Consider the following 26,097-nt stretch of genomic DNA (forward strand, 5'->3'; position numbering starts at 1 on the left):
CCTCTTGTGGAGCCGTGGGAAGCGATGTCTGTGCCGGTAGATGGGGAAAAGTCGGTAATGGTTCCGAAGAATGTCCGACGGATCTTCCGGGGCCCCCGCCCCGAGACCGTCCCCTCCCTGGTCGGGACGGCCTGTGCGGTCGTCGGCCTGCTCGACATCGCCGGCGGGGCGTTCCCCCGGTTCCGGCACAGCCGGATGCATACGGTCGCCGAGGTGCTGCCCGGTGCGCTGGGGCCGTTCACCGCGGCTCTCGCACTCTGTGTGGGGGTGCTCCTGCTGCTGCTCGCCCATGGCCTCAAACGCCGTAAACGCCGGGCCTGGCGGGCCGCCGTTGTGTTGCTTCCGATCGGCGCCGTGGCGGAGTTCGGCTACCGGCACTCGGTCGTCGGGGTGTTGATCTCACTGGTGCTGCTGACCCTGGTCGTACGCCATCGCACCGAGTTCGAGGCGCTGCCCGACCCGCGCAGCCGGTGGAAGGCGCTCGCCAACTTCGTACTGCTCGGCGCGGGATCGCTGGGCCTCGGCCTGATCATCGTCAGCGTCCACCCCGGCCGGGTCGTCGGCAGCCCCAGCATCGCCGACCGCCTCCAGCACGTACTGTTCGGTCTTTTCGGTTTCGAGGGCCCGGTCGAGTACCAGGGCAACACCTCCTGGACCGTCGCCTACTCGCTCGGCTCCCTGGGGCTGCTCACCGCCGTCACCACCATCTATCTGGCCTTCCGGCCCGAACACCCGGCGGCGCGCCTCACCGACGAGGACGAGAAGCAACTGCGGTCCCTGCTGGCGAAGCACGGCGGACGCGACTCGCTCGGCCACTTCGCGCTCCGCCGCGACAAGGGCGTCGTCTTCTCCCCGAGCGGCAAGGCGGCCGTCTGCTACCGGGTCGTCTCCGGGGTGATGCTCGCCAGTGGTGACCCCATCGGGGACGTCGAGGCGTGGCCGGGTGCGATCGAGCGCTTCATGGACGAGGCCAAGCTGCACTCCTGGACCCCCGCGGTGATGGGGTGCAGCGAGACCGGCGGTGAGGTCTGGACCCGTGAGACCGGTCTTGACGCGCTGGAGCTCGGGGACGAGGCGGTGGTGGATGTCGTGGATTTCTCCCTCGCCGGGCGGGCGATGCGCAACGTACGCCAGATGGTGAAGCGCATCGAGCGCGGTGGCTACGAGACGCGGGTCCGGCGCGTCCGTGACGTGGGGGAACCCGAGCTGGAGCGGATCAGGGCGGCCGCGGCGGCCTGGCGCGGTACGGACACCGAGCGCGGCTTCTCGATGGCGCTCGGCCGGATCGGCGACCCGGGCGACGGGGACTGCGTCATCGCCACCGCCCACAAGGCCGATGGCCCGGAGTCCCCGTTCGGCGACCTGAAGGCGATCATCCACTTCGTGCCGTGGGGCAAGGACGGCATGTCGCTCGAACTGATGCGCCGCGACCGCGCCGCCGACCCCGGCATGAACGAGCTGCTGATCGTCGCGGCCCTCGAGGCGTCCCCCGGGCTCGGCGTCGAGCGCGTCTCCCTCAACTTCGCGATGTTCCGCTCGGCGCTGGCCCGCGGCGAGAAGATCGGTGCGGGTCCGGTGCTGCGGGGCTGGCGAGGACTGCTGGTCTTCCTCTCCCGCTGGTTCCAGATCGAGTCGCTGTACAAGTTCAACGCGAAGTTCCAGCCGCGCTGGGAGCCGCGCTTCGTGGTCTTCCGCAACACCGGCGACCTGCCGCGCATCGGCTTCGCGGCGATGCAGGCCGAGGGCTTCGTCAATCTGGGCCTGCCGTGGCCGTTCGCACGGCGCGAGCGGGTGGCGGACCGTCCGTGCACCCACCTCAAGGGCGCGAACGGCGAGAGCGGGGCACGGGCGGCGTAACGCACCCCCGGGGGCCGACGGCGCCCCCGACCCGCCGGCCACGGCCGCGGCCACCCCCGCGATCCCCCACCGGGAGGCCCGCGGTCCCGGCCCCGGTCCCGCGGCCCCGCGTCCCCGCCCGCACGGCATCCGCCGCCGGGCCAGGCCTGAGTCGTAAAGGCCCCAGGGCCTTCCGTTTGGATCAGGCCGGATCAGGGAGCGGGGGTCTGGTGCGTGCAGCTGCAAGGCGGAGGATTGAAGTAACGCGGTGGGGGTCCCCCCGGCCGGAGGCTGGGGGAGTTGTTGATTGACGACAACGCCGCAGATGTGCGTGCCAGACCCCGCGAGCCCGGCCTGATCCAAACGGAAGGCCCTAGGCTGGGGGTATGAGTACGTTGCACGGGCGGGGCCGGGTGGCAGGGCTGCCGGAGTGGGACCGCTGCGCGGTCATGGGCGTCGTCAATGTGACGCCCGACTCCTTCTCCGACGGTGGCCGCTGGTTCGACACCAACGCCGCCGTCAAGCATGGCCTCGACCTGGTGGCGCAGGGCGCCGACCTGGTCGACGTGGGTGGTGAGTCCACCCGCCCCGGCGCCAGCCGTGTGGACGCCGGCGAAGAGCTGCGCCGGGTCGTCCCGGTCGTACGGGGGCTGGTCTCCGAGGGCGTCACCGTCTCCGTCGACACCATGCGCGCCACCGTCGCCGAGCAGTCGGTCGAGGCCGGTGCGGTCCTGGTCAACGACGTGAGCGGCGGGCTGGCCGACCCCGCCATGGTCCCGGTGGTCGCCGCGGCCGGAGTGCCGTTCGTGGTGATGCACTGGCGCGGGTTCAGCGAGTCGATGGCCGGACGCGCGGTCTACACGGACGTGGTCGCCGAGGTCGTCGCCGAGGTGCGCGCCCGGGTGGAAGCGGCGGTCGCCGGAGGCATCGCACCCGAGCGGATCGTCGTCGACCCCGGCCTCGGCTTCGCCAAGGACGCCGAGCACGACCTGACGCTCGTCGCCCACCTGGCGGAGCTGCGCGCGCTCGGCCACCCGCTGCTGGTCGCCGCGTCCCGCAAGCGTTTCCTCGGCCGGGTGCTGGCCCGGGAGGGTGCCGCCCCGCCGCCGGCCCGCGAGCGGGACGCCGCCACCGCCGCGGTCTCCGCGCTCGCCGCCCATGCGGGCGCCTGGGCCGTCCGGGTCCATGAGGTACGGGCCACGGCCGACGCGGTCCGCGTTGCCCGCGCCGTCGAGGGCGCCGCATGACGGCGGCCACCGACGTGGAAGAGGTCGAGCTCGCCAACACGGCCTTCTACGAGACGATGGAGCGGGGCGACTTCGATGTCCTGTCCACGCTCTGGCTGGAGGACGAGATCTCCTGCGTCCACCCCGGCTGGCCGGTGCTCACCGGGCGCGGGGATGTACTCAGGTCGTACGCGCTGATCATGGCGAACACCGAGTACATCCAGTTCTTCCTGACCGATGTGGTGGTCAACGTCGCCGACGACACCGCCCTGGTCACCTGCACCGAGAACATCCTCAGCGGCGGTCCGGCCGAGGAGGCCGGCGAGCTGGGCCCTCTGGTCGGGCAGCTCGTGGTCGCCACCAACACGTTCCGCAGGACGCCCGAGGGCTGGAAGCTCTGGTCCCACCACGGCTCGCCGGTGCTCGCCGAGACGGGCGAGGGCGAAGGCGGCGAAGGTGCGGCCGAGGGCGACGAGGCACCCGCCTGAGTGGGTTGTGCCCTCCGCAGGGTTCATCTCCCCGGTCGCGGGTAGGGGCGAATATCACCCACCCGGAACCATGACCACGGCCCCCGTGACGGGGTGCTGTCGGTAGCCGCAGGTAGATTCGAATACGTGGGCAGCGCCGACCGCATTCGGCGCGAGCCCGCCTACCGACGAACAGCAGGAGTGATTCGCGTGGATCGTGTCGCGCTGCGCGGCCTCAAGGCCCGTGGGAACCATGGCGTCTTCCCGAGGGAACGCGCGGAGGGCCAGACCTTCATCGTGGATCTGGTGCTCGGCCTCGACACCCGCCCCGCGGCGGCCGACGACGACCTGACGAAGACCGTGCACTACGGCGTGGTCGCGGAGGAGGTCGTCGACGTCGTCCGGGGTGAACCGGTCGATCTGATCGAGACCCTGGCGGAGCGGATCGCCCAGCAGTGCCTCAAGCACGAAGGCGTCGAGGAGGTCGAGGTGGTCGTGCACAAGCCGGATGCCCCGATCACCGTCCCCTTCGACGACGTGACCATCACCATCATCCGGAGCCGAGTATGACCGTGTACCCCAGCGACCCGCAGAGCGACCCGACCGTACAGCCGGTGCCGGCCTCCGTGGTCGCGCAGGTCGACGCGGCCGATGTGACGCTGTCCAATCCGAAACGGGCCGTGATCTCCCTCGGCGCCAACCTCGGCAACCGTCTGGAGACCCTGCAGGGCGCCATCGACGCACTGGAGGACACCCCGGGTCTGCGGGTCAAGGCCGTCTCCCCGGTGTACGAGACGGAGCCCTGGGGCGTCGACCCCGGCTCGCAGCCCTCGTACTTCAACGCGGTGGTCGTCGTGAAGACGACGCTGCCCCCCGACTCGCTGCTGGAGCGCGGCCAGGCCATCGAGGAGGCCTTCGACCGGGTCCGCGACGAGCGCTGGGGCCCGCGCACCATCGACGTGGACATCCTGTCGTACGCGGACGTGGTCTCCGACGACCCGGTGCTGACGCTCCCGCACCCGCGCGCGCACGAGCGGGCCTTCGTCCTGGTGCCGTGGCACGACGTGGACCCGGCGGCCGAGGTGCCGGGCCGCGGTCCGGTCGCCGAACTGCTGGCGGCGGTCGGCAGCGAAGGTGTGCTGCCCCGCGCCGATCTGGAACTCTGCCTGCCCGAGTAGCCGTTAGCCTCTGGGGGACCGCTCCGGGTGTCCGGGCGCGGCAGCGGGACGGGCCCGTGGGCAGGGCAGACAAGGAACAGCAGAGTGAAGAGCAGAATCACGTGAAGCAACTACGGCTCGGGGTACTGGCAGGCCTGTTCGTCGTCGCCGGGGTGCTCTCCTGGGCGGGCGCCCGGCTCTGGAACGCGGTGGGCACCCTGCCGAGCGTGCCGCTCGCCGCGCCCATCGTGCTGGCCGCCATCGCGGTGGTCCTGCTCGCCACGGCGCTCTCGCTCCGTGCCCGGCTGCGGGCCCAGCGGGAGCGCCGCCCCGGCGCGAAGGGCGTGGACCCGCTGATGGCGGCCCGTGCGGTGGTCTTCGCGCAGGCCAGTGCGCTGGTGGCGTCGCTGGTCTGCGGGATGTACGGCGGCACTGGCGTCTATCTGCTCAGCCACCTCGACGACCCGGCCCGCCGGGACCAGGCGATCTACGCCGGGTTCTCGCTGGTGGCGGGGGCCGGGGTGGTCGCGGCGGCGTTCTTCCTGGAACGGGTGTGCAAGCTCCCGGACGACGAGGACCACAACAGCCAGGGCTCAGCCGTCTGAGCCGGAGCAGCGCTCCGGCTCAGCGGGCCATGATCAGGCTCATCGCCTCGGCCCGGGTCGCCGCGTCGCGCAGCTGGCCGCGGACCGCCGATGTGATCGTCTTCGCCCCCGGCTTCCGGACCCCGCGCATGGTCATGCACATGTGCTCGCACTCGATGACCACGATCACCCCGCGCGGCTCCAGTATCTCCATCAGCGACTCCGCCACCTGCGTGGTCAGCCGCTCCTGGACCTGGGGGCGGCGGGCGAAGACGTCGACGAGCCGGGCGAGTTTCGACAGACCGGTGATCTTCCCGTCGGATGACGGGATGTAGCCGACGTGGGCGACCCCGGTGAACGGCACCAGGTGGTGCTCGCAGTGGCTCTGCACCTCGATGTCCTTGACCAGGACCATTTCGTCGTGGCCGAGGTCGAACGTCGTCGTCAGTACGTCCTCGGGCCTCTGCCGCAGACCGGCGAAGATCTCCCGGTACGCGCGCGCCACCCGGGCCGGTGTCTCCAGCAGCCCCTCGCGGTCCGGGTCCTCCCCGACGGCGATGAGCAGTTCCCGTACGGCGTTCTCGGCCCGCTTCTCGTCGAACTCGCGGATCTGGCTCGCGCCGTCCAGCGTTATCGGGTCGGTCATTCTGTTCCTCGTTCCTCAAAGAAAACGCCGCGCCCCCCAGGCTAGAACCTGGGGGGCGCGGCATACATTCCGGGGCTCCCGGTACTGAAGGGCTCCCGGTCAGCTCTCCGGCCGGTCCTCGGGGACGGCCTCGATGCCGCCGCCTTCCGAGGGGGTCGTGCCGTTGGCACCCGCGGTGACCGCACCGACGGCGCCGTTGGTGAGCGCCAGCTCCCTCGGGGAGAGTACCGGCGGGCGCGTCGAGGGCGTACGCCGGTTGGAGCCGGTCCACGCGGGGCGGGCCGGACGCTTCACGATGCCGGAGAAGACCTCTGCGATCTGCTCCTTGTTCAGCGTCTCCTTCTCAAGGAGCTGGAGGACCAGGTTGTCGAGAACGTCGCGGTTCTCGACGAGGATCTCCCAGGCCTCGTTGTGCGCGGTCTCGATGAGCTTCTTGACCTCTTCGTCGACCAGCGCAGCGACCTCTTCCGAGTAGTCGCGCTGATGACCCATCTCCCGGCCGACGAACGGTTCGGTGTTGTCGCCACCGAACTTGATCGCGCCCAGGCGCTCGGTCATGCCGTACTGCGTGACCATCGCGCGAGCGGTGGCCGTGGCCTTCTCGATGTCGTTCGCCGCGCCCGTGGTCGGGTCGTGGAAAACGAGCTCCTCGGCCGCGCGCCCGCCCAGCATGTACGCCAGCTGGTCGAGCATCTCGTTGCGGGTGGTCGAGTACTTGTCCTCGTCGGGCAGGACCATTGTGTAGCCGAGAGCACGGCCTCTGGAGAGGATCGTGATCTTGTGGACCGGGTCCGAGTTGGGAGAAGCGGCCGCGACCAGGGCGTGTCCGCCCTCGTGGTACGCGGTGATCTTCTTCTCCTTGTCGGACATGATCCGGGTCCGCTTCTGCGGGCCCGCCACGACACGGTCGATCGCCTCGTCCAGCGCCTCGTTGTCCACGAGCTTCTGGTTGCCGCGCGCCGTGAGGAGCGCCGCTTCGTTCAGCACGTTGGCCAGGTCGGCACCGGTGAAGCCGGGCGTACGACGGGCGACGGCGCCCAGATCGACGTCCGGGGCGACCGGCTTGCCCTTCTGGTGAACCTTGAGGATCTCGAACCGGCCCTGCATGTCCGGACGGTCGACCGCGATCTGCCGGTCGAAACGGCCGGGACGCAGCAGCGCCGGGTCCAGGATGTCCGGCCGGTTGGTGGCGGCGATCAGGATGACCCCGCCCTTCACATCGAAGCCGTCCATCTCGACGAGCAGCTGGTTCAGCGTCTGCTCGCGCTCGTCGTGGCCACCGCCCAGGCCCGCACCGCGGTGCCGGCCGACGGCGTCGATCTCGTCGACGAAGACGATCGCCGGAGCGTTCGCCTTGGCCTGCTCGAAGAGGTCACGCACCCGGGAGGCACCGACACCGACGAACATCTCGACGAAGTCGGAACCGGAGATCGAGTAGAACGGCACACCCGCCTCGCCCGCGACGGCGCGCGCGAGCAGCGTCTTGCCCGTTCCGGGCGGCCCGTACAGCAGGACACCCTTGGGGATCTTGGCGCCGACGGCCTGGAACTTCGCCGGCTCCTGCAGGAACTCCTTGATCTCATGGAGCTCTTCGACAGCCTCGTCGGACCCCGCCACATCGGAGAAGGTCGTCTTGGGGGTGTCCTTGGTGATCAGCTTGGCCTTTGACTTGCCGAACTGCATGACCTTGGAGCCGCCGCCCTGCATCTGATTCATCAGAAACAGGAAGACCACGACGATGAGTACGAAGGGGAGCAGCGAGAGCAGGATCCCGACGAAGGGGTTCTGCTTCGACGGCGAGACCGTGTAGCCCTTCGCGATGTCGCCGCTGTCGACCTTGCTCTGCAGCTTGGCGGCGAGGGCAGTGCCCTGTGCGTCGCCGATGTAGTTCGCCTGGAACTTGCCGCCCGACTCGCCGCCCAGCTTCTGGCCGTTCTTCAGCTCGATCTTGATGACGTTCTCGTCACCAGTCGTGACCTTGGCCTGCTCGACCTGGTTCTTGTCGATCGCCTGGACGACCTTCGAGGTGTCCACTGACTTGTAGCCGCCCGACGAGCCGACGACCTGCATCAACACGACCACGGCGAGGACGGCCAGCACGATCCACATGACCGGCCCACGGAAGTATCGCTTCACGTCCATCCATACGGGGCGGAACTACGCCCCGTCCCTCCTGCCCGTAGGTAAATGCTGCTGTGAGTAAAGAGTGTTCTTCGGACGGTACCCCAGCATTGCCGCCCGCGACCTCACGGGAGTGCCGACGAACCTGCCTTCCCCTGCTCCAACGGCGGGAAATAGGTGAGGGTTCCCGTTCGGCTCACGGCTGAATGCCGGGCCGCCCGCAGAGCCGGACGGGGAGTCAGCCGCCGTACACGTGCGGAGCCAGCGTGCCGACAAAGGGGAGATTGCGGTACTTCTCCGCGTAGTCGAGTCCGTATCCGACGACGAACTCGTTCGGGATATCGAACCCGGCCCACTTCACATCGAGCGAGACCTTGGCCGCATCCGGCTTACGGAGCAGCGTGCAGACCTCCAGCGAGGCGGGCTCGCGGGATCCGAGGTTCGACAGCAGCCAGGAGAGAGTCAGACCCGAGTCGATGATGTCCTCGACGATCAGGACGTGCTTGCCCTTGATGTCGGTGTCCAGGTCCTTGAGGATCCGGACGACACCCGACGACTGAGTACCGGCGCCGTACGACGACACCGCCATCCAGTCCATCGTGACCGACGTGGACAGCGCACGGGCGAGGTCGGCCATCACCATCACGGCGCCCTTGAGAACACCGACGAGCAGCAGATCCTTGCCCGCGTACTCCACGTCGATCTTCGCGGCCAGCTCCGCGAGCTTGGCGTCGATCTCTTCCTTGGTGATGAGCACCGACGCGAGGTCGGTGCCCATGTCTTTCTCGTTCACCCGGGCCACTTTCAGTTGCTTGTGCTTCGGCTTGCGGCGCAGCTCTGCGTCAGCCTTGCCGGATAACCAGTCTGCCACCCTGCCGCTGAGCCTCGACGCGGCCGGGGAGGTTGATGGCACCCTGCCCGCGCCAGCCGGTGATCAGCCGGTCGATCTCCTCGATGTGGCGGGCGAAGAGGGAGCCGGCGGGCGAGCCCGCGGCGATGGCCGAGCGGCGCAGCACCCGGCTGCGGACGGCGGGCGGCAGAGCGTAGAGCTTGGCGCACTCCAGCTGCCCGGCCTCGTCCCTGGCCGCTTCCTCGGCGTTCGCGGCCCAGGCGTCCAGGGCGTCGGCGTCGTCGCGGGAGAGGCGCGCGGTACGGGCGAGCGCCTCCACGACCCCTTTGCCGAGTGACTTCTCCAGGGCGGGCAGCCCTTCGTGGCGCAGCCGGGAGCGGGTGTACGAGGGGTCCGCGTTGTGCGGGTCGTCCCAGACCGGGAGGTGCTGGACGAGACAGGCCTTGCGGGCCGTCTGCCGGTCGAGCTGGAGGAAGGGCCTGCGGTACCGGCCGGCCGCCCCCGAGACGGCCGCCATACCGGACAGGGAGCGGATGCCGGAGCCGCGGGCGAGGCCGAGGAGGACGGTCTCCGCCTGGTCGTCCCTGGTGTGGCCGAGGAGGACGGCCGCGGCGCCGTGGCGCTCCGCCACGGCGTCGAGCGCGGCGTACCGGGCGTCTCTTGCCGCGGCCTCGGGTCCGCCGGTCCGGCCGACGGTCACGGCGACGGAGTCCACGGGGTCGAGCCCGAGAGCGGTGAGCCGGGAGACGACTTCGGCGGCACGGGAGTCCGAGCCGTCCTGGAGGCCGTGGTCGATGGTGACACCGCCTGCGCGGATGTCGAGTTTGCCGGCCTCGAAGGCCAGGGCCGATGCGAGCGCCATGGAGTCGGCGCCACCGGAGCACGCGACCAGCACCAGTGGCCGGTGCCGCTCGGACGGGGCGCCTCCGGGGTGCGCACCGGGGGAGCGCGGGGCCGTCGGGTGTCCGGGCCGTTCGCCGCCGGCCGGGTGCCCGGCCGGGGTTCCGTCGGTGGCCGTCCGACCGTCGAGGTCGGTGGCCGTCTGTTCGTTGAGTACGTCGTGGAGTACGCGGCGGACCGCCAGGCGTATCGCTGCGACCGCAGGATGGGGACCCATATCCGGTGCCCTTCGGTGGAGTTGAGGGGGGATGCCTCGGAGGACGGCTGCGTCACACAGAGTGCATAGATGGTGACAGAACCAGGCCGATACCCGAGCATCGCACGCCAACTCCTCGCCGACGGTCCCTCGGATGGGTGATTACCGCGGCGTACTTCTGCCGTGGGCCGGGTCAGAGCGCCGTTTCGCCCTTACCGTGCACCCGCGTGATCCAGTCCGCCGGTTTGGCGATCTCCGCCTTGGTGGGCAGCGTGTTCGGCGAGGTCCAGACGCGGTTGAAGCCGTCCATGCCGACCGCCTCGACCACGGCCCGTACGAAGCGTTCGCCGTCGCGGTACTGGCGGAGCTTGGCGTCCAGGCCGAGCAGTTTGCGAAGGGCCTGGTCGAGGCGGCCCGCGCCCTGTGCCCTGCGCTTCTGGAACTTCTCGCGGATCTCCTCGACCGACGGCACGACCTGCGGGCCCACGCCGTCCATCACGAAGTCCGCATGTCCTTCGAGGAGCGACATCACCGCGGTGAGCCGGCCCAGGATGTCCCGCTGGGCAGGGGTCTGGACCAGCTCGACCAGTGAGCTGCCGCCGTCGTCCTCGCCGGCCGGCCGGCCACCCGCGAACGTCTGAGCGGCCTCGCGCAGCCGCTCCAGGACGGTCATCGGGTCGACCTCGGTCTCCGCGAGAAACGACTGGATTTCGCCCTCGAGGTGGTCGCGCAGCCAGGGCACACCGGTGAACTGGGTGCGGTGGGTCTCCTCGTGCAGGCAGACCCAGAGCCGGAAGTCGTGCGGGTCGACCTCCAGCTCGCGCTCCACATGGACGATGTTCGGCGCGACCAGGAGCAGCCGGCCGCCGCCACCCGCCGCCGCGGGCAGGTCACGTCCCGCGGGGGCGAAGGTCTCGTACTGCCCGAGCACCCGCGAGGAGAGGAACGACAGCAGCATGCCCAGTTCGACGCCGGTGACCTTGCCGCCCACCGCGCCGAGCACGGCCCCGCCCGGCGAGTTGCCGCGCCGGTCCTGCATCTTCTCCAGCAGGGGCTTCAGGACTTCACGGAACCCGGCGACGTTGGCCTTGACCCACCCCGCCCGGTCCACCACGAGGACCGGGGTGTCCTCCAGGTCCGTGCCCTCGGGAATCATCCGGGTGAAGGCGCGGACGTGCTCCTCGGCGGACTTGGCGTGCCTGCGCAGCTCCGCCACCACTGCTCGGGCCTCGTCCCTGCTGACGTCAGGACCCTGCTTCGCGAAGCGGGTCGCAGTCGCCGTGGCGAGGTTCCAGTCGACCATCTCGGCACCACCGATGCGCGTCATGCGTCAACCGTACGTTCTCGGATCGGCGGACGGTGAGGTGTTGCACCGGCTGCTCACGGCTCGGGGAGCACTCCGGGACGGCTCCCGGAGGGCTTTACCCCGTACAGCCGCAGGCCGCCACGGCCGTGCCCAGGCGGTCGAGCGCCGACTGGGCCGCCGTCGGGGACGCGGTGTCCGACGCCATGAACGCGAAGGCCAGCAGCCTGCCCCGGGCGTCCACCACCGTCCCGGCCAGGGTGTTCACCCCGGTCAGCGTGCCGGTCTTGGCATGGATGAGACCGCCCGCGCCGGACGGGTCCGTGTAGCGCCCGTCGAGGGTGCCGGTGAATCCGGCGACCGGCAGTCCGGTCAGGATCGGGCGCAGTTCGGGGTGGGCCGGATCGCCCGCCCGGGCGAGGAGGGTGGCGAGCAGCTTCGGCGAGACCTTGTCCTGTCTGTTCAGCCCGGAGCCGTCGGCGAAGCGGGCCCCGGCCAGCGGCAGACCGAGCTTCTTCAGCCCGTCCCGGACCGCCCGGCCGGCCCCAGCGAAGCTCGCGGGTTCGTGTGCGGCGAGCGCGGTCTGCCGGGCGACGGCCTCGGCGATGTCGTTGTCGCTGTTGGTGAGGGCCCGCTCGACCAGCGCCGAGAGCGGCGCCGAGTCCGTACGGGCCACTGTCTCCGCTCCCTTGGGGGACTTGCCGGGCGACGGCGCGCCCTGGCTGTGTACGGACCGGTCGGCCAGCATCGAGGCGAACGTACGGGCGGTGTCGCCCGCCGGGTCGCCGGTGCGCGGGGCCGGTCCGTGGTCCCCCTCCTCCGGAGAGCCGGCCGAGCCGCCGGAGTCACCGGAGCCCCCCAGCCGCCCCTCGTCCGTCATGAGGGCGCTCACCGGCGCGAGGTTGTCGTTGGGGCCGATGGGGTGCAGCACGGGACCGGAGTAGAGCGAGGTGTCGTACGAGATGCGGACGGAGCTGACGCCCCGGTCGCGCAGCGCCTTGGCCGTCGCGTCGGCGAGTGCCCGCAGGCCGTCCCGGTCCAGGGTCGGATCGCCGCCGCCCCGGAGGGTCAGCCGCTTCCCGTCGGGGGTCGCGGTGACGGTGGTGGCGATGCGGTGGCCGGGGCCGAGCGCGGAGAGCCCGGCGGCCATCGTCGCGAGCTTCACCGTGGAGGCCGGGGTCATGGCCCGGTCCGCGTCCGATCCGTACAGCGTCCGGCCGGTGGCGGCGTCGATCACCACGCCGCCCGCGGTGGGGCCGAGCGCCGGGTCGTCCATCAGGTGGCCGAGCGCCGTGCCGAGCCCCTTGCCGGTCGGTACGGCGCTGCTGCCGAGTGCGGCCAGCACGCCGGGCGCGCTGGGCGCGGGCGCCGGGCCGGCCCCGGGCGCGGGGCTCCCGTGATGTGCGCCACCTGTCCGGTCCCGGGCGGCGGCCCAGTCCCGCTCGGCCTTACGCTGACCTGAGTCCCAGGGTCCGGACGCCGCGATCAGCCCGGCCGCGAGTGCGAGACCGATCACGGCGGAGCCCGCCGAGAGTTGCCACGTCGTCACCTTCGGCACCGGCACCTCGGAGCAGCCCCTTTCGCGATCACACATCGTCGTGGGGGACACTTAACCACTGCGTTTGCCGTCCGCACGGCATCCGGCCGGTCCGGCAGGACGCAGCACCACCCGAAGTTCGTGTTGATCATGGAGGAGCCACCCGTGGAGTTCGACGTCACCATCGAGATTCCGAAGGGTTCGCGGAACAAGTACGAGGTGGACCACGAGACCGGCCGGATCCGTCTGGACCGTCGGCTCTTCACCTCGACCAGCTACCCCGCGGACTACGGATTCGTCGAGAACACCCTCGGCGAGGACGGCGACCCGCTGGACGCCCTCGTCCTGCTGGACGAGCCGACCTTCCCCGGCTGTGTCATCAAGTGCCGCGCGATCGGCATGTTCCGGATGACCGACGAGGCGGGCGGCGACGACAAGCTGCTCTGCGTCCCGGCCTCCGACCCCCGGGTGGAGCACCTGCGCGACATCCACCATGTGTCGGAGTTCGACCGCCTGGAGATCCAGCACTTCTTCGAGGTCTACAAGGACCTGGAGCCCGGCAAGTCCGTCGAGGGCGCCGACTGGGTCGGCCGTGCCGACGCCGAGGCCGAGGTCGAGAACTCGTACAAGCGCCTCCAGGCGCAGGGCGGTTCGCACTGAGCCACAGCTGATGCGGTGCCGGTCGCACTGATGGCGGCCGGCCCGTGCCGAGACTGCTCCTGCGGGCGGTGCGTCCCTCCGGGGTGCACCGCCCGCAGTGCGTCCGGAGGCGGTGCAGGCGGTATCCGTGCGCATACTGGGCAGGCGCTGATCAGGTACGGAAGAGGTGGGAGCGGAGCGAGTGGCTGAGACCGACGGTCCCGAGGACCGCAAGCCGCAGTCGGACGAGGTGCGGAGCGCGTTCGTGCCGCCGACGGGCACGGGGGCCCCGGCCCCCGAGGACTCCTCCACCACATCGGAATTCGCCGTGCCGCCCGGGCTGGCCGCCGAGACGCCTTCCGAACCCGAGGGTTCCGCCTTCACTACGCCCGAGACGTACAGCGCCCAGAACTCGCCGGCCGCCTTCACCCCGGCCCATGGCTTCCCCATGATCAGGCTGGCCAAGGAGGCGCCGTGGCAGGACCGGATGCGCACGATGCTGCGGATGCCGGTCCACGAGCGGCCGACGGTGGAAGCGGCGCAGAAGCATGACGAGGAGTCGGGACCCGCCGTACCGCGTGTGCTCGACCTGACGCTGCGTATCGGCGAGCTGCTGCTCGCGGGCGGCGAGGGCGCCGAGGACGTCGAGGCGGCGATGTTCGGCGTCACCCAGGCGTACGGGCTCGAACGCTGCGAGCCGACCGTCACGTTCACCCTGCTGTCGATCTCGCACCAGCCGTCGCTGGTGGACGACCCGGTGACCGCGAGCCGTACCGTACGCCGCCGCGGCACCGACTACACCCGTCTGGCGGCCGTCTACCACCTCATCGACGACATCACGTCCGAGGACGTCGACGTCTCGCTGGAGGAGGCGTACCGCGGCCTCGCCGGGATCCGCCGTAACCGCCACCCTTATCCGGGCTGGGCGCTGACGACCGCCAACGGGCTGCTGGCCGGTGCGGCCTCGGTGCTCGTCGGCGGTGGCGCGCTGGTCTTCGTCGCGGCGATGGTGGGCGCGATGCTCGGCGACCGGCTGGCCTGGTTCCTCGCCGGGCGCGGGCTGCCGGAGTTCTACCAGTTCTCGGTGGCCGCGATGCCGCCGGCCGCGGTGGGGGTGGCTCTCACTCTCGCGAACGTGCCCGATCTGCGCGCCTCAGCGGTGATCACCGGTGGGCTCTTCGCCCTGCTGCCGGGACGTGCGCTCGTCGCCGGCGTCCAGGACGGTCTGACCGGTTACTACATCACCGCGTCCGCGCGGCTCCTCGAAGTCGTCTACTTCTTCATCTCGATCGTCATCGGCGTGCTGATCGTGATCTCGCTGGGGCTCCAGCTCGGCGCCAACCAGCTCAACGCGGAGGCGGCGCTGCTGGGCGTCAACAGGCCCGTCGTCCAGACCCTCGCCGCGATGCTGCTGACCTTCGCCTTCGCGATCCTGCTCCAGCAGGACCGCTCGACGGTGCTGATGGTGACGCTGAACGGCGGGGTGGCCTGGGTCGTCTACGGGGCGCTGCACTACCCGGGGGGTTTCTCGGCGGTGCCCTCCACCGCCATCGCGGCCGGACTCGTGGGGCTGTTCGGGCAGTTGTTCTCGCGCTACCGGTACGCGTCGGCGCTGCCGTACGTCACGGCGGCGATCGGGCCGCTGCTGCCCGGTTCCGCGACGTACTTCGGGATGCTGTTCATCGCGCACAGCGACGTGAACAGGGGGCTGGCCTCGCTTACCAAGGCGGCCGCCCTGGCGCTGGCCATCGCGGTCGGGGTGAACCTCGGCGGTGAGATCTCCCGGCTCTTCATGCGGGCGCCGGGCGTGGTCGGCGGCCAGCGCCGGGCGGCGAAGCGGACGCGCGGGTTCTGAGCGGTCCCCAAGGGGTTTCAAGCGGATCCAAGCGGGTTCCGAGCTGTCCTGGTCCGGGCGAGAGGCCCTGATCCAGGCGGGAGGCCCTACCGCTTGGCGTGCCGGCGGCGCTGGGTGCCGGGGCCCTGGCCATCCGGTGCGTCGGCGCCCGTTGCGCTCTCCCGGCCGGCCTTTCCGCGCGAGCGCAGGTACTCGATCGCGATCGGCACCACCGACACCAGCACGATCGCGACGAGGATCAGCTCGATGTGCTTGTTGACGAACGCGACCTTGCCGAGCCCCGCGCCGAGCAGGGTGACGCCCACGCCCCAGAGCGTGCCGCCGATGACGTTGAAGATCACGAACGAGCGGTAGTTCATCCGGCTCACGCCCGCGATGATCGGCGTGAACGTCCGCACGATGGGCACGAAGCGGGCCAGCACCAGGGACTTCGGGCCGTACTTCTCGAAGAAGTCGTGCGCCTTCTCGACGTTCTCCTGCTTGAAGAGCTTGGAGTCGGGGCGCCGGAAGAGCGAGGGACCGACCTTGCGGCCGAACAGATAGCCCACCTGGTCGCCCGCGATGGCGGCGAGCGCCACCAGTACGCAGAGCAGCCAGAGCGGAGTACCGAGCTTGCCTGTGGTGACGAGCAGACCGCTGGTGAACAGCAGGGAGTCGCCCGGCAGGAAGAAGCCGATCAGCAGCCCGGACTCGGCGAAGACGACCACCAGCAGGCCGGCCACCCCGAAGGTGCTGATCAGGTAGTCCGGATCCATCCAGCTCGGTCCGAGCGCGAGAGTAGTCACGGGTTCCGGGCTCCTGGGGTCAGTCGGCATGGGCGCCATGCGGGTAATGGCTGGCCAAAGTTATCAACGCCCGCGTGGCGTTACTGGTTCCATCGCCTCGGCGCAGGTGCGATGTGCGGGTTTTCGGGCAAGGTGATCACCAGGAGGTGGTGCCGGATGGGCATCGAGGATTACGGCGGCGGCCAGTCGCCCCAGGCCGACGTACTGGTCGTCACGACCAACGACGTCCCCGGATACACGGTTCAGCAGGTGGTCGGCGAGGTGTTCGGGCTCACAGTCCGCTCCCGCCATCTGGGCAGCCAGATCGGCGCCGGTCTGAAGTCCATGATCGGCGGCGAGCTCAAGGGGCTGACGAAGACCCTGGTGGAGACCCGCAACCAGGCGATGGAGCGGCTGATCGAGCAGGCCCGTGCGCGGGGCGCCAACGGTGTGCTCGCGATGCGGTTCGACGTCACCGAGGCGGCCGACATCGGCACCGAGGTGTGCGCGTACGGCACGGCGGTCGTGATCGCCAAGCAGTGACGGCGGCGCGGTACGGATACGGCCGCCCAGCCCCGTACCCGTACCGCCCCCCGCCTGCCCCGTCCTCGCACACCGGCACGGCCCGGCGAAGCACCCGCACGTTTTGTCCGCACCGTCGCGACAGGAGAGCGCGGCTCAGAGGAAGGCGAACGCGAACCATGCCACTGCACCGAGGCGCGAACGGGTCCGACGACTCCGGGAAACCGCCCACCATCGCCGTCAACCCCTTCGTCGGCGACGCGAATCCCGTCGGCGGCATGGACACCGCCCCGCCCAAGCACCGGCTCCCCGACGGCCCGCTGCCGCCGATGAGCGCGTACCAGCTGGTCCATGACGAGCTGATGCTGGACGGCAACTCCCGGCTCAATCTGGCCACGTTCGTCACGACGTGGATGGAGCCGCAGGCCGGGGTGCTCCTGGCGGAGTGCCGCGACAAGAACATGATCGACAAGGACGAGTACCCGCGCACCGCCGAGCTGGAGCGGCGCTGTGTCGCGATGCTCGCCGACCTGTGGAACGCGCCGGATCCCACCACCGCCGTCGGCTGCTCCACGACCGGTTCCAGCGAAGCGTGCATGCTCGCGGGCATGGCGTTCAAACGGCGCTGGGCGAAGCGGAACGCGGACCGCTATCCGGCCACGGCGCGGCCGAACCTCGTCATGGGTGTCAACGTCCAGGTCTGCTGGGAGAAGTTCTGCAACTTCTGGGAGGTCGAGGCGCGCCAGGTCCCCATGGAGGGCGACCGCTACCACCTCGACCCGCAGGCCGCCGCCGACCTCTGCGACGAGAACACCATCGGGGTCGTGGGCGTGCTCGGCTCCACCTTCGACGGGTCGTACGAGCCGATCGCCGAGCTCTGCGCGGCGCTGGACGCCCTCCAGGAGCGCACCGGCCTGGACATCCCGGTCCATGTCGACGGGGCGTCGGGCGCGATGATCGCCCCCTTCCTCGACGAGGAGCTGGTCTGGGACTTCCGGCTGCCCCGTGTCGCGTCCATCAACACCTCGGGTCACAAGTACGGGCTGGTCTACCCGGGTGTCGGCTGGGCGCTGTGGCGCTCCCCCGAGGAGCTGCCCGAGGAACTGGTCTTCCGGGTCAACTACCTGGGCGGCGACATGCCGACCTTCGCCCTCAACTTCTCCCGGCCCGGCGCGCAGGTGGTGGCCCAGTACTACACGTTCCTGCGGCTGGGCAATGAGGGGTACCGCGCCGTCCAGCAGGCAACACGCGACGTAGCGCAGGGGCTTGCCGGCCGGATCGAGGCGCTGGGCGACTTCCGGCTGCTGACCCGGGGCAATGAACTGCCGGTCTTCGCCTTCACGACGGCGGAGGACACCACGAGCTTCGACGTGTTCGACGTGTCACGGCGGCTGCGCGAGCGGGGGTGGCTGGTGCCCGCGTACACCTTCCCCGAGAACCGGCAGGATCTCTCGGTGCTGCGGGTGGTCTGCCGCAACGGGTTCTCCGAGGACCTGTCCGGTCTGCTGATGGACGACCTCCAGTCGCTGCTGCCCGAACTCCGGCGCCAGTCGGGGCCGTTGGAGGGGAGCAAGGCGCAGGCCACCGGGTTCCACCACTAGGAACCACCAGGCCGGACAGGCCCTGGTACGTATCGGCCGGCCGCACCCGTCAGTCGCTGTCCCCCGGGTGCGGCCCGCCGCTCGCGTACGGGTTCTCCTCGCCCTCGGCGAGGACACCCGAGAACGGCTCGCCCTCACCGGCGAAGACATACGCGCCGCCCTCGATCCGCGCGATCAGGCCACGTGTCCACTCGGCCCCGCCGTCCGCCGTGTGGACCCAGAGGTTCATGATCTCCCCGATGTGGCCGAGCTGCTGCGGGCCGTCCTCGGGGATGTAGTGCTCGGTGACCGAGGCACGCCAGGCCTCCATCGCCCGGACGCGTTCCTTCAGGAGCGCGACGGCCTCGGCCCGCTCCAGGTCGACGACACAGCCGAGCGCGGCCGACATGACGTCCATCTTCTGGTCGTAGGTGACGAGTGCCTCGCGGAGCAGCCTGAGGTACTCCTCCCGGCCCGCCGCCGTCATCTCGTACTCGGTACGCGGCGGGCCGCCCGCCGTGCTCGGAGCGGTCTCGTGCGCCAGCAGCATGCCCTGCTTCGCCAGTTGCTTCAGGGCGTGGTAGATCGAGCCCGGCTTGGCGTTGGACCACTCATGGGCGCCCCAGTACTCCAGGTCGTTGCGGACCTGATAGCCGTGTGCACGCCCGTGCTGGCGGACCGCTCCGAGTACGAGCAGACGGATCGCTGACATGGGGCCAGCCTAGATCCTGCCCGCGGGGCCGCGGCCCCGCGGCCTCAGACCGGTCAGAACGGGAAGCGGCTGCGCCCGTGCTGGATCGAGACCCACTGCTGGGTGGTGAACGCCTCGACCATGGACTCGCCGTTCAGCCGCCCGAGCCCGGAGCGCTTCTCGCCGCCGAAGGGGACGATCGGCTCGTCGTGCACGGTGCCGTCGTTGATGTGGATCATTCCGGTACGGACCCGCCGGGCGAGGCGGACACCGCGCTCCACGTCCCCGGTGTGCACCGCGCCGCTCAGCCCGTACGGGGTGTCGTTGGCGATACGGACCGCCTCGTCCTCCCCGTCGAACGGGACGAGCAGCGCCACCGGGCCGAAGATCTCCTGCTGGAGGGCCGGCGAGTCGGGGGCCAGACCGGTCAGGACCGAGGGGGAGACCAGGCTGCCCTCGGCGCGCCCGTGCACGAGGGCCGTCGCCCCGGCGGCAACCGCCTGCTCGACGACCGAGGTGACGGCCTCGGCCTGCGAGGCGTTGATGAGCGGGCCGATGTGGGTGGCCGGGTCGGCCGGGTCGCCGGTTTTGAGTGTCCGCACCTTGGCGACGAACTTCCCGGTGAACTCCTCCTCCACGCTGCGGTCCACCAGGATGCGGTTGGCGGCCATACAGACCTGGCCCTGGTGCACGTACCGGCTGAAGACCGCCGCGTCGACCGCGTAGTCGATGTCGGCGTCATCCAGCACGATCAGCGCGCTGTTGCCGCCGAGCTCCAGTACGGCGTGCTTGAAATGGGTGGCGCAGACCGTGGCGACGTGCTGGCCGACCCTGTCGGAGCCGGTGAAGGAGATGACCTTGGGCACCGGGTGGGTGAGCAGGGCGTCGCCGATCTCGGCGATGTCGGTGACCACCACGTTCAGCAGGCCCGGGGGCAGTCCCGCCTCCTCGAACACCTTCGCCACCAGGGTGCCGCCGCAGACCGGGGTGTTCTGGTGCGGCTTGAGGACCACGGCGTTGCCGAGCGCGAGCGCCGGGGCGACCGACTTCATGGAGAGCAGGAAGGGGAAGTTGAACGGGCTGATGACACCCACGACGCCGACCGGGACGCGGTAGACGCGGTTCTCCTTGCCGTCGACCGGCGAGGCGATGATGCGGCCCTCGGGGCGCAGCGCCAGCTGCACGGCCTCGCGCAGGAACTCCTTGGTGAGGTGCAGTTCGAAGGCGGCCTTCAGCCTGGTGCCGCCGAGCTCGGTGACGATCGCGTCGGCTATCTCGTCCTCGCGCTCCTCGATGATGCGCAGGGTGCGTTCGAAGACGGTGCGGCGGGTGTAGGGATTCGTCGCGGCCCAGGTCTCCTGAGCGCGTTCGGCGGCGCGGTACGCCTGGTCCACCTCGGCGGCCGTGGCCACCGTGACGGAGGCCAGCTTCGTCTCGTCGTACGGGTTGAAGTCGATGATGTCCCAGGAGCCGCTGCCCGGCTTCCACTCACCGTCGATGTACTGAAGAGCAAGCTCGCTGAAGAAGGACATGAAATCCCTAACTGCCGCTGCCGCGCGCGCAGATGCTCATGACGCCTAAGGCCTGATGGCATCTCATCGTACGTGCGTTTCAGGCGGTGCGGAGGATGTCCCTGATGATGGACCGGGTGTCTTCCGGCGGCGGGCTGTCCCGCTGAAGCTGCGTCATCGCCCTGTCGTACTGGGCGACTTCGTCACCCTTGTCGAGGTAGAGGGAGCCGGTCAGCTGCTCCAGATAGACGAGGTCCGACAGGTCGGACTCGGGGAAGCGCAGCATCGCGAACGATCCGCTCTCGCCGGCGTGGCCGCCGAAGCTGAACGGCATCACCTGAAGCGTGACGTTCTCCATCTCGGAGATCTCGATGAGGTGCTCCAACTGGGCCCGCATCACGTCCCGTTTACCGTACGGACGGCGCAGGGCGGACTCGTCGAGTACGGCATGGAACTGCGGCGCGTGCTCGGCAACCAGGACCTTTTGGCGCTCGAGGCGCAGCGCGACCCGGCGGTCGATGTCGGCGGCCGGCGCGTCCGAGTTGCCTCGGGTGACGACCGCGTGGGCGTACGCCTCGGTCTGCAACAGGCCGTGCACGAACTGCACTTCGTACGCGCGGATCAGCGAAGCGGCACCTTCGAGGCCGATGTACGTCTGGAACCAGCCCGGCAGTACGTCGCCGTAACTGTGCCACCACCCGGCGAGGTTCGCCTCCTTGGCCAGACCCAGGAGCGCCTCGCGCTCGGTCGCGTCGAGGACTCCGTAGAGCGTGAGGAGATCCTCGACATCCCTGGACTTGAAGCTCACCCGTCCCAACTCCATGCGGCTGATCTTGGATTCCGAGGCCCGGATCGAGTATCCGGCCGCCTCCCGGGTGATCCCGAGTGAATCGCGCAGCCGTCTGAGCTGTGAGCCCAGGAGGATGCGCCGTACGACGGAGCCACCTCCGGTGCTCAGCGTCTGGGAAGACCCCCAGGACTCGCCTGCTGACACTTTCCAACCCTCCCCGGTCGTGATGTGGGGGGCAGTCTGCCACTAAAACGCTCCGCCCTGTACTCGATCGATTACAGAAAGAGCAAAGCCCGGCAGGCTACCGGCAAGAAGTGTGCGAGAAGAAATGCGCAAGAACCGTCACGGGGCCGCCCAAGTCCGGCGCGTGCACGTGCATCTGCCCTTGCATCTGCTGTGCGCATTCGGAACCATGGGCCCCGCGCACCTGCGTTCTCGTACCACCGCACGCTGGCTATACGGCCGCGAATCCGGGGAGTGCCTCGCATGGGGACGAATGGATCGACCATGCTCAAGCCGTTAAGGCAGGGGCTTCCTCCGATCGACCCCGCGACCGTGTCCAGTTCCGCCTCCTGCGCGCTGCCACCGAAGTTCGAGGCGGTACGTGGAGCACGGCACTTCACCAAGTCGACGCTCACGTCGTGGGGCCTGTGCGAGCGGTTCGACGATGTGGCACTGGTCGTATCGGAACTCGTCACCAACGCCCTGCGCCACGCCCTGCCGAACGACGCCCAGCGCGGAGAGGACGCCCCGGTGCGGCTGCACCTGATGCGGTGGACCACCCGCCTGGTGTGCGCGGTACGCGACCCGAGCGACAGCGCCCCCGCGGCCCGCCCCACGGACGACTTCGCGGCGGAGGCGGGCCGGGGCCTGTTCCTGGTGGACTCCTTCGCCGACAGCTGGGGCTGGCACCCCCTGGCGGGAACACTGCACGGGAAGGTGGTCTGGGCGCTGTTCCGGCTGCAGGGGGAGTGAGGGGGCGGGCGGTTACGCCCCGGGCGCCGGCTGTCGCCGCCGCTCCCAGTCGGCCCGGACGAGTTCGTACTCGACCTCGCCGTGCTCGGATCCCGCGATCGCCTCCGGCCAGTCGCCGGTGAACTCCCGGAGGAATGACAAGCCGGCCTTCTCCATCACACGCCGGGACCGCGTGTTCACCGCCATCGTGTTCGCGGTGACCCGCTCCACCCCGAGGTCGGTGAACCCTTTACTGATCAGGGCCCGCGACCCCTCCGTGGCATAGCCCTTGCCCCATGCGGCCTTGTTCAGCCGGTAGCCGAGTTCCACTACGGCGGGTCCGTGGTCGTCGAGGGGGCGGAACTCGAACCAGCCCAGGAAGGTCCTGGTGGCCTTCTCCTCGGCGGCCCAGTAGCCACGGGTACGGAAGCACGGATAGTCATGGAGGAGCCGTGGCAGGGCCCGCGCCCGAATCGCCTCACGGCTTGCCGGACGGCCACCGTTGATGAAGCGCATGACGTCGGGGTCGTTGTCCAGGGCGAACAGGTGGGCAGCGTCGGCGACCGTGTCGGTGAACGGGCGCAGCACGAGCTGTTCGGTTTCCAGGAAGACGCGCATCCCGCGATCTTCGCCGGCGGGTGATGTGGCCGCAACGGGATAGCGCTCGGCAAGTGCCCTGGCCGTCAGGCCTGTTCCGCGACCAGGTGGTCGAACTCCCCCGCCTTCGCGCCGTGCAGCATCGCCGCTATCTCGGCCGGGGTGTAGACGAGAGCCGGCCCATCCGGGTGGCGGGAGTTGCGTACCGCCACCTCTCCCCCGGGCAGCCTGGCGAACTCCACACACGAGCCCTGCGAATTGCTCCGTTCGCTCTTCTGCCAGATGACACCGTGAAGCGCTGTTGACGCCATGCCGTTGTACGCGTGGTGCACAGGTCGCTCCCGGATAGTGCAGAAGTACGGAGTACCGGAGTACGTAAGTACGGAATTGCAGGTCTCAACTGTCCAGAATCATAGCTGTGTTCACTTGCAGATGCATGAGCAGATGCACGTGCACGCGGGGTGGTCGGTCCACTACAGCTTTGCCGGTGAAACGTTCTTCATGCACTGGGACGCGCGCTCCCCCGATCCGGCTCCCTGGTAGCTTGGCGCGTTCCGTCATCCATACCAGGGGGAGAAGAAGTGCACAGGTTCGTACGTATCACCGGCATCGCTGCCACCGGGCTCGCGGCGGCACTCGTGATGAGCGGGTGTTCCAGCAGTGACAGCAAGAGCTCCGACGCATCGAAGGACCAGGGCAAGGGCTCGAACACCGCCGCCCCCGCGTCCAGTGGCGGCAGCGGCGCCGACGGGGCGGGCGCGAAGGCCGCCGACATCGAGGGCAGCTGGCTCGCCATGACCGGCGGCAAGTCCACCGCGCTGGTGATCCAGGGCAAGCAGGCCGCCATCGCGGGGCAGCACGTCTGCACCGGAACGGTCGCGCCCATGGGCAAGCCGATGCTGGCCCTCAAGTGCCCCGACGGCAACAACGACCGCACCATGGGGTCGATCGAGTCCGCCGACGGCAAGACCATGACGGTGTCGTGGGAGGCCGGGATCAAGGACACCTTCAAGAAGACCGACGGTGCGAAGCTCCCGGACGGGCTGAAGATGCCCAAGTAACAGAGTTCGTAGGGTTCGTAGGGTTCGTAGGGTTCCTGCGGTTCCTAGGGCTCCCCGGGCCTCTCGGGTGAGGGCCTCCCAGATGACTCAGGCCCGGTTCGCGAGGTCTGGTCCGATCCGGACCTGGGCCGGGTCGCCTCCTGGTCCAGGGCCGCGGTGAGTTCGTCGAGGGCGTCGAGCAGCAGTCCCACCCCGCTGCGTACGACCTCGTCGGGAACGCCTTCGCCGTCCCACACCGCGAGGTTCTCGCGCACCTCGTCCCAGTGCGGCACGCGCCGCTGCCGGATGTCCTTGGCGCCCCGCTCGACCGCGTGGAGCAGCGCGTCCGCGACGTCGCGCGCCGCCGGTACGGGGGTGGTGGAGCGGCTGGGCAGATGTGCCTCCATCAGCATGGCGGCCCGGCCCAGTTGCGCCATCGCCTGCTCCGCGTCGGCGGCTGCCGACCTGGACAGGCCGCGGTGGCGCACCGGTTCGTGGGTGGCCCGCTCCAGGGCCTCCTGCCACGCGATCCTGGCGGTGCGCGCGGCCAGCACCGCCTCCCGGACATCGGTCCTGCGGGCGCCGGCCGGATCGGCGTACTGCGCGACGACCGCCGCCGCGTAACGGCCGTCGGCGAGCAGCCAGTCGGCGAGCCGGTTGCGCAGCCTGGGCGTCTCCCAGGCCGGATAGACGGCGTACGCGATCATGGCGAGCAGCCCGCCGATCAGGGTGAGCAGCACCCGGTCCCGGACGGTCTGGCCGACGCCGAGTCCGCTCATGCCGAGGAGGAAGACCACGTAGGCGGAGATGCAGGCCGAACTGGCGGCGTACCCCGTGCGCATCAGGAGGAACATCAGCCCCGCGCAGACCACCGCGAGCGCCCCGGACGGGTACGGCCCGGGATGCGCCAGCTGGACAACCGTGGTGGCGACCGACACTCCGACGAGTGTGCCGCCGAAGCGTGCGACGGCGCGGCCGTACGTCTGGGCGAAGGCCGGACGCATCACCATCACGGAGGCCAGCGGCACCCAGTAGCCGTGCCCGAACGGCAGGACGAAGCCGATGAGATAGCCCACCGCGGCGACCACCGCGGTGCGGATGGCGTGGCGCAGGACCGGTGAGTCATGGCTGTGCAGTTCCTTGCGCATGGTCCGCACCACGACCGGGGCCATCCGCACCAGCGTTGGCCGTAGCAGCGGCTCGGTGTCGGTCGTGGTGCCCTCGCCCTGCGCCGTCTCGACGACGTCGCGGAGCAGGGCCGCGAGCCGGGCGGCGGCGCGGCGGGCGGGGCCCGTGAGCACGTCGGCGTTGTCGGGGGCCTCCAGTACGGAGAGGGCCGGGGCGGAGATGACCACCGGTTCGCCGTGCCGGACGGCGTGGGCCGCGGTGTCCAGTACGGAAGCGGCGGCGGCCAGCAGTTCCCGTACCCGTTGGCGCTCGGGTCCGTCCGCCGCGGCGCCGACGGCCGGGTCGGCGAGGGAGGCGAGCACGGGCCTGATCCGCTCGGCGAGGCCCCGGGTGCCGTGCAGTTCGGCGGGGCGCCTGCGGGCCTGCCGCCGGGTGACGGCGGCGGCGCTGCGGGCCCTCACGAACGGCTCCGGGTCGAAGGGGGCCACCGGATCGTGGCGCAGCCTGCGGGCGTAGTCGGCCTCGGCGGCCAGCGCGTCGGCGAGGGCGTCGCGCTGGGCTCCCCACCGGCGGATGGGGAAGAGGACGATGAGGCCGGCCTGGATGACCGCACCGCAGGCGATGATCGCGGCGTGACCGGCGGCGGCCGGCACGGAGGTGGGGAGGGTGACGGTCACCAGCATCATCGCGACGTTGGACGCGGCGATGATGCCCGCGGTGGGCCCGACGGCCCAGGCCAGCCCCGCCACGAACGCCCAGAGCGCGATCAGCGTCGTGAACAGGGCGGTGTGCACACCGGAGAGGTAGCCGAGGAAGGTCGACACGGCCAGCGTCCCGCCCGAGAGCAGGGCCAGCACCGGCCGGGCGCGCCAGCTGCGCTGGAAACTGGCGATGGCGGCCTGGTACGCGCCGAAGGCGGAGCTGGCCGCAACGGCGGGGCCGAAGATGGCGAGGCTGAGCAGGACGACCAGGGCGAGGCCGGCGGCGCCGCGTAAGGCGATGAGCGGTTCCAGGCGCCGCCGTTCGATCGTCAGCCCGGAGCGGGCGGTCGCGTACAGGGCCCGGAGCCAGGTCATGGGTCTGAGAGTAGCGGGATAGTGGATTAGCGGGGCATATCGGACGCATGGGAGTACTGGGGGCTGGGTGCGACTGGGGTGTTGGGTGCGGGCGGGGTGCCGGGCGCGGCTGGGGTGTTGGACGCGG

At 70.3% G+C, this 26,097-nt stretch carries 25 protein-coding genes; 12 read left to right on the forward strand and 13 right to left on the reverse strand.

The window, feature by feature from the left end:
• Positions 1 to 24 precede the first annotated feature (24 nt).
• From OG452_RS14950 to OG452_RS14975, 6 genes are all read left to right on the forward strand, one after another.
• Positions 25 to 1,857, forward strand: coding sequence for a phosphatidylglycerol lysyltransferase domain-containing protein (locus tag OG452_RS14950; protein WP_327296087.1), 1,833 nt, complete (start codon positions 25 to 27; stop codon positions 1,855 to 1,857).
• A gap of 365 nt (positions 1,858 to 2,222) precedes the next feature.
• Positions 2,223 to 3,083 (forward strand): dihydropteroate synthase, encoded by an 861-nt coding sequence (gene folP, locus OG452_RS14955; protein WP_327296088.1) that lies wholly within the window; start codon positions 2,223 to 2,225, stop codon positions 3,081 to 3,083.
• Complete coding sequence (locus tag OG452_RS14960) at positions 3,080 to 3,550, forward strand: nuclear transport factor 2 family protein (RefSeq protein WP_327296089.1); 471 nt, start codon at positions 3,080 to 3,082, stop codon at positions 3,548 to 3,550. The genes folP and OG452_RS14960 overlap by 4 nt, the downstream gene beginning before the upstream one ends.
• A gap of 189 nt (positions 3,551 to 3,739) precedes the next feature.
• Positions 3,740 to 4,099 carry a dihydroneopterin aldolase gene (gene folB, locus OG452_RS14965; RefSeq protein WP_164264883.1) on the forward strand — a complete coding sequence of 120 codons (360 nt, stop codon included), beginning with the start codon at positions 3,740 to 3,742 and terminating at the stop codon, positions 4,097 to 4,099.
• Positions 4,096 to 4,707 (forward strand): 2-amino-4-hydroxy-6-hydroxymethyldihydropteridine diphosphokinase, encoded by a 612-nt coding sequence (gene folK, locus OG452_RS14970; RefSeq protein ID WP_327296090.1) that lies wholly within the window; start codon positions 4,096 to 4,098, stop codon positions 4,705 to 4,707. Before folB ends, folK begins: the two co-directional genes overlap by 4 nt.
• A gap of 101 nt (positions 4,708 to 4,808) precedes the next feature.
• Positions 4,809 to 5,291 carry a DUF3180 domain-containing protein gene (locus OG452_RS14975; RefSeq protein WP_327296091.1) on the forward strand — a complete coding sequence of 161 codons (483 nt, stop codon included), beginning with the start codon at positions 4,809 to 4,811 and terminating at the stop codon, positions 5,289 to 5,291.
• A 19-nt stretch (positions 5,292 to 5,310) separates the two neighbouring features.
• On the opposite strand, the gene folE is transcribed toward OG452_RS14975, so the two are convergent.
• From folE to dacB, 6 genes are all read right to left on the reverse strand, one after another.
• On the reverse strand, positions 5,311 to 5,916 hold the full coding sequence (folE, locus tag OG452_RS14980; protein ID WP_327296092.1) for a GTP cyclohydrolase I FolE: 606 nt from the start codon (positions 5,914 to 5,916) through the stop codon (positions 5,311 to 5,313).
• 99 nt (positions 5,917 to 6,015) lie between these two features.
• Entirely contained in the window at positions 6,016 to 8,058 is a 2,043-nt protein-coding gene (gene ftsH, locus OG452_RS14985) for an ATP-dependent zinc metalloprotease FtsH (protein ID WP_327296093.1), read from the reverse strand.
• A gap of 217 nt (positions 8,059 to 8,275) precedes the next feature.
• The gene (gene hpt / locus OG452_RS14990) at positions 8,276 to 8,815 is read right to left on the reverse strand and encodes a hypoxanthine phosphoribosyltransferase (protein ID WP_327299641.1); all 540 of its coding nucleotides are present in this window, start codon (positions 8,813 to 8,815) and stop codon (positions 8,276 to 8,278) included.
• Positions 8,816 to 8,879: 64 nt separating this feature from the next.
• Positions 8,880 to 10,004 (reverse strand): tRNA lysidine(34) synthetase TilS, encoded by a 1,125-nt coding sequence (gene tilS, locus OG452_RS14995; RefSeq protein ID WP_327296094.1) that lies wholly within the window; start codon positions 10,002 to 10,004, stop codon positions 8,880 to 8,882.
• Positions 10,005 to 10,176: 172 nt separating this feature from the next.
• On the reverse strand, positions 10,177 to 11,310 hold the full coding sequence (locus OG452_RS15000) for a zinc-dependent metalloprotease (protein ID WP_327296095.1): 1,134 nt from the start codon (positions 11,308 to 11,310) through the stop codon (positions 10,177 to 10,179).
• Positions 11,311 to 11,404: 94 nt separating this feature from the next.
• Positions 11,405 to 12,880, reverse strand: coding sequence for a D-alanyl-D-alanine carboxypeptidase/D-alanyl-D-alanine endopeptidase (gene dacB / locus OG452_RS15005; RefSeq protein WP_327296096.1), 1,476 nt, complete (start codon positions 12,878 to 12,880; stop codon positions 11,405 to 11,407).
• 108 nt (positions 12,881 to 12,988) lie between these two features.
• Here dacB and OG452_RS15010 point away from each other — a divergent pair, with 108 nt between their 5' ends.
• Together OG452_RS15010 and OG452_RS15015 are read left to right on the forward strand one after the other, a co-directional pair.
• A complete protein-coding gene (locus OG452_RS15010; RefSeq protein ID WP_164264904.1) occupies positions 12,989 to 13,483 on the forward strand; it encodes an inorganic diphosphatase in 495 nt (164 codons plus the stop codon).
• A gap of 181 nt (positions 13,484 to 13,664) precedes the next feature.
• Positions 13,665 to 15,317, forward strand: coding sequence for a threonine/serine ThrE exporter family protein (locus OG452_RS15015; RefSeq protein ID WP_327296097.1), 1,653 nt, complete (start codon positions 13,665 to 13,667; stop codon positions 15,315 to 15,317).
• A gap of 86 nt (positions 15,318 to 15,403) precedes the next feature.
• Here the strand turns inward: OG452_RS15015 and OG452_RS15020 are convergent, their stop codons facing one another.
• Entirely contained in the window at positions 15,404 to 16,102 is a 699-nt protein-coding gene (locus OG452_RS15020; RefSeq protein ID WP_327296098.1) for a DedA family protein, read from the reverse strand.
• Between the two features lie 156 nt (positions 16,103 to 16,258).
• On the opposite strand from OG452_RS15020, the gene OG452_RS15025 reads away from it, so the two are divergent.
• Both OG452_RS15025 and OG452_RS15030 read left to right on the forward strand, forming a co-directional pair.
• Positions 16,259 to 16,624 (forward strand): YbjQ family protein, encoded by a 366-nt coding sequence (locus OG452_RS15025; protein WP_327296099.1) that lies wholly within the window; start codon positions 16,259 to 16,261, stop codon positions 16,622 to 16,624.
• Between the two features lie 158 nt (positions 16,625 to 16,782).
• A complete protein-coding gene (locus OG452_RS15030) occupies positions 16,783 to 18,204 on the forward strand; it encodes a glutamate decarboxylase (RefSeq protein WP_327296100.1) in 1,422 nt (473 codons plus the stop codon).
• 49 nt (positions 18,205 to 18,253) lie between these two features.
• On the opposite strand, the gene OG452_RS15035 is transcribed toward OG452_RS15030, so the two are convergent.
• The 3 genes from OG452_RS15035 to OG452_RS15045 form a co-directional block, all read right to left on the reverse strand.
• Positions 18,254 to 18,895 (reverse strand): PadR family transcriptional regulator, encoded by a 642-nt coding sequence (locus OG452_RS15035; RefSeq protein WP_327296101.1) that lies wholly within the window; start codon positions 18,893 to 18,895, stop codon positions 18,254 to 18,256.
• Between the two features lie 53 nt (positions 18,896 to 18,948).
• Complete coding sequence (locus tag OG452_RS15040) at positions 18,949 to 20,406, reverse strand: aldehyde dehydrogenase family protein (protein ID WP_327296102.1); 1,458 nt, start codon at positions 20,404 to 20,406, stop codon at positions 18,949 to 18,951.
• 79 nt (positions 20,407 to 20,485) lie between these two features.
• Complete coding sequence (locus OG452_RS15045) at positions 20,486 to 21,379, reverse strand: helix-turn-helix domain-containing protein (RefSeq protein ID WP_327296103.1); 894 nt, start codon at positions 21,377 to 21,379, stop codon at positions 20,486 to 20,488.
• Between the two features lie 282 nt (positions 21,380 to 21,661).
• Here OG452_RS15045 and OG452_RS15050 point away from each other — a divergent pair, with 282 nt between their 5' ends.
• Positions 21,662 to 22,150, forward strand: a complete 489-nt coding sequence (locus OG452_RS15050; protein WP_327296104.1) for an ATP-binding protein — start codon at positions 21,662 to 21,664, stop codon at positions 22,148 to 22,150.
• Positions 22,151 to 22,162: 12 nt separating this feature from the next.
• Here OG452_RS15050 and OG452_RS15055 read toward each other — a convergent pair whose 3' ends face one another.
• Together OG452_RS15055 and OG452_RS15060 are read right to left on the reverse strand one after the other, a co-directional pair.
• Positions 22,163 to 22,747, reverse strand: coding sequence for a GNAT family N-acetyltransferase (locus OG452_RS15055; RefSeq protein WP_327296105.1), 585 nt, complete (start codon positions 22,745 to 22,747; stop codon positions 22,163 to 22,165).
• A gap of 65 nt (positions 22,748 to 22,812) precedes the next feature.
• Positions 22,813 to 23,058 carry a DUF397 domain-containing protein gene (locus OG452_RS15060; RefSeq protein ID WP_327296106.1) on the reverse strand — a complete coding sequence of 82 codons (246 nt, stop codon included), beginning with the start codon at positions 23,056 to 23,058 and terminating at the stop codon, positions 22,813 to 22,815.
• A 249-nt stretch (positions 23,059 to 23,307) separates the two neighbouring features.
• Between OG452_RS15060 and OG452_RS15065 the strand changes: the two genes are divergently transcribed.
• Entirely contained in the window at positions 23,308 to 23,787 is a 480-nt protein-coding gene (locus OG452_RS15065; RefSeq protein ID WP_327296107.1) for a hypothetical protein, read from the forward strand.
• Positions 23,788 to 23,831: 44 nt separating this feature from the next.
• Here OG452_RS15065 and OG452_RS15070 read toward each other — a convergent pair whose 3' ends face one another.
• Positions 23,832 to 25,970 (reverse strand): FUSC family protein, encoded by a 2,139-nt coding sequence (locus OG452_RS15070; protein ID WP_327296108.1) that lies wholly within the window; start codon positions 25,968 to 25,970, stop codon positions 23,832 to 23,834.
• Between the last annotated feature and the right edge of the window lie 127 nt (positions 25,971 to 26,097).

The organism is Streptomyces sp. NBC_01197, from assembly GCF_036010505.1.
GTDB lineage: Bacteria > Actinomycetota > Actinomycetes > Streptomycetales > Streptomycetaceae > Streptomyces.

Excerpts from the sequence above, each read along its gene's own strand:
- OG452_RS14950 (WP_327296087.1), top strand. The coding sequence starts at position 25 with ATGTCTGTGCCGGTAGATGGGGAAAAGTCGGTAATGGTTCCGAAGAAT.
- folP (WP_327296088.1), top strand. The coding sequence starts at position 2,223 with ATGAGTACGTTGCACGGGCGGGGCCGGGTGGCAGGGCTGCCGGAGTGG.
- OG452_RS14960 (WP_327296089.1), top strand. The coding sequence starts at position 3,080 with ATGACGGCGGCCACCGACGTGGAAGAGGTCGAGCTCGCCAACACGGCC.
- folK (WP_327296090.1), top strand. The coding sequence starts at position 4,096 with ATGACCGTGTACCCCAGCGACCCGCAGAGCGACCCGACCGTACAGCCG.
- folE (WP_327296092.1), bottom strand. The coding sequence starts at position 5,916 with ATGACCGACCCGATAACGCTGGACGGCGCGAGCCAGATCCGCGAGTTC.
- ftsH (WP_327296093.1), bottom strand. The coding sequence starts at position 8,058 with ATGGACGTGAAGCGATACTTCCGTGGGCCGGTCATGTGGATCGTGCTG.
- hpt (WP_327299641.1), bottom strand. The coding sequence starts at position 8,815 with ATGGGCACCGACCTCGCGTCGGTGCTCATCACCAAGGAAGAGATCGAC.
- tilS (WP_327296094.1), bottom strand. The coding sequence starts at position 10,004 with ATGGGTCCCCATCCTGCGGTCGCAGCGATACGCCTGGCGGTCCGCCGC.
- OG452_RS15000 (WP_327296095.1), bottom strand. The coding sequence starts at position 11,310 with ATGACGCGCATCGGTGGTGCCGAGATGGTCGACTGGAACCTCGCCACG.
- dacB (WP_327296096.1), bottom strand. The coding sequence starts at position 12,880 with ATGTGTGATCGCGAAAGGGGCTGCTCCGAGGTGCCGGTGCCGAAGGTG.
- OG452_RS15025 (WP_327296099.1), top strand. The coding sequence starts at position 16,259 with ATGGGCATCGAGGATTACGGCGGCGGCCAGTCGCCCCAGGCCGACGTA.
- OG452_RS15030 (WP_327296100.1), top strand. The coding sequence starts at position 16,783 with ATGCCACTGCACCGAGGCGCGAACGGGTCCGACGACTCCGGGAAACCG.
- OG452_RS15035 (WP_327296101.1), bottom strand. The coding sequence starts at position 18,895 with ATGTCAGCGATCCGTCTGCTCGTACTCGGAGCGGTCCGCCAGCACGGG.
- OG452_RS15040 (WP_327296102.1), bottom strand. The coding sequence starts at position 20,406 with ATGTCCTTCTTCAGCGAGCTTGCTCTTCAGTACATCGACGGTGAGTGG.
- OG452_RS15050 (WP_327296104.1), top strand. The coding sequence starts at position 21,662 with ATGGGGACGAATGGATCGACCATGCTCAAGCCGTTAAGGCAGGGGCTT.
- OG452_RS15055 (WP_327296105.1), bottom strand. The coding sequence starts at position 22,747 with ATGCGCGTCTTCCTGGAAACCGAACAGCTCGTGCTGCGCCCGTTCACC.
- OG452_RS15070 (WP_327296108.1), bottom strand. The coding sequence starts at position 25,970 with ATGACCTGGCTCCGGGCCCTGTACGCGACCGCCCGCTCCGGGCTGACG.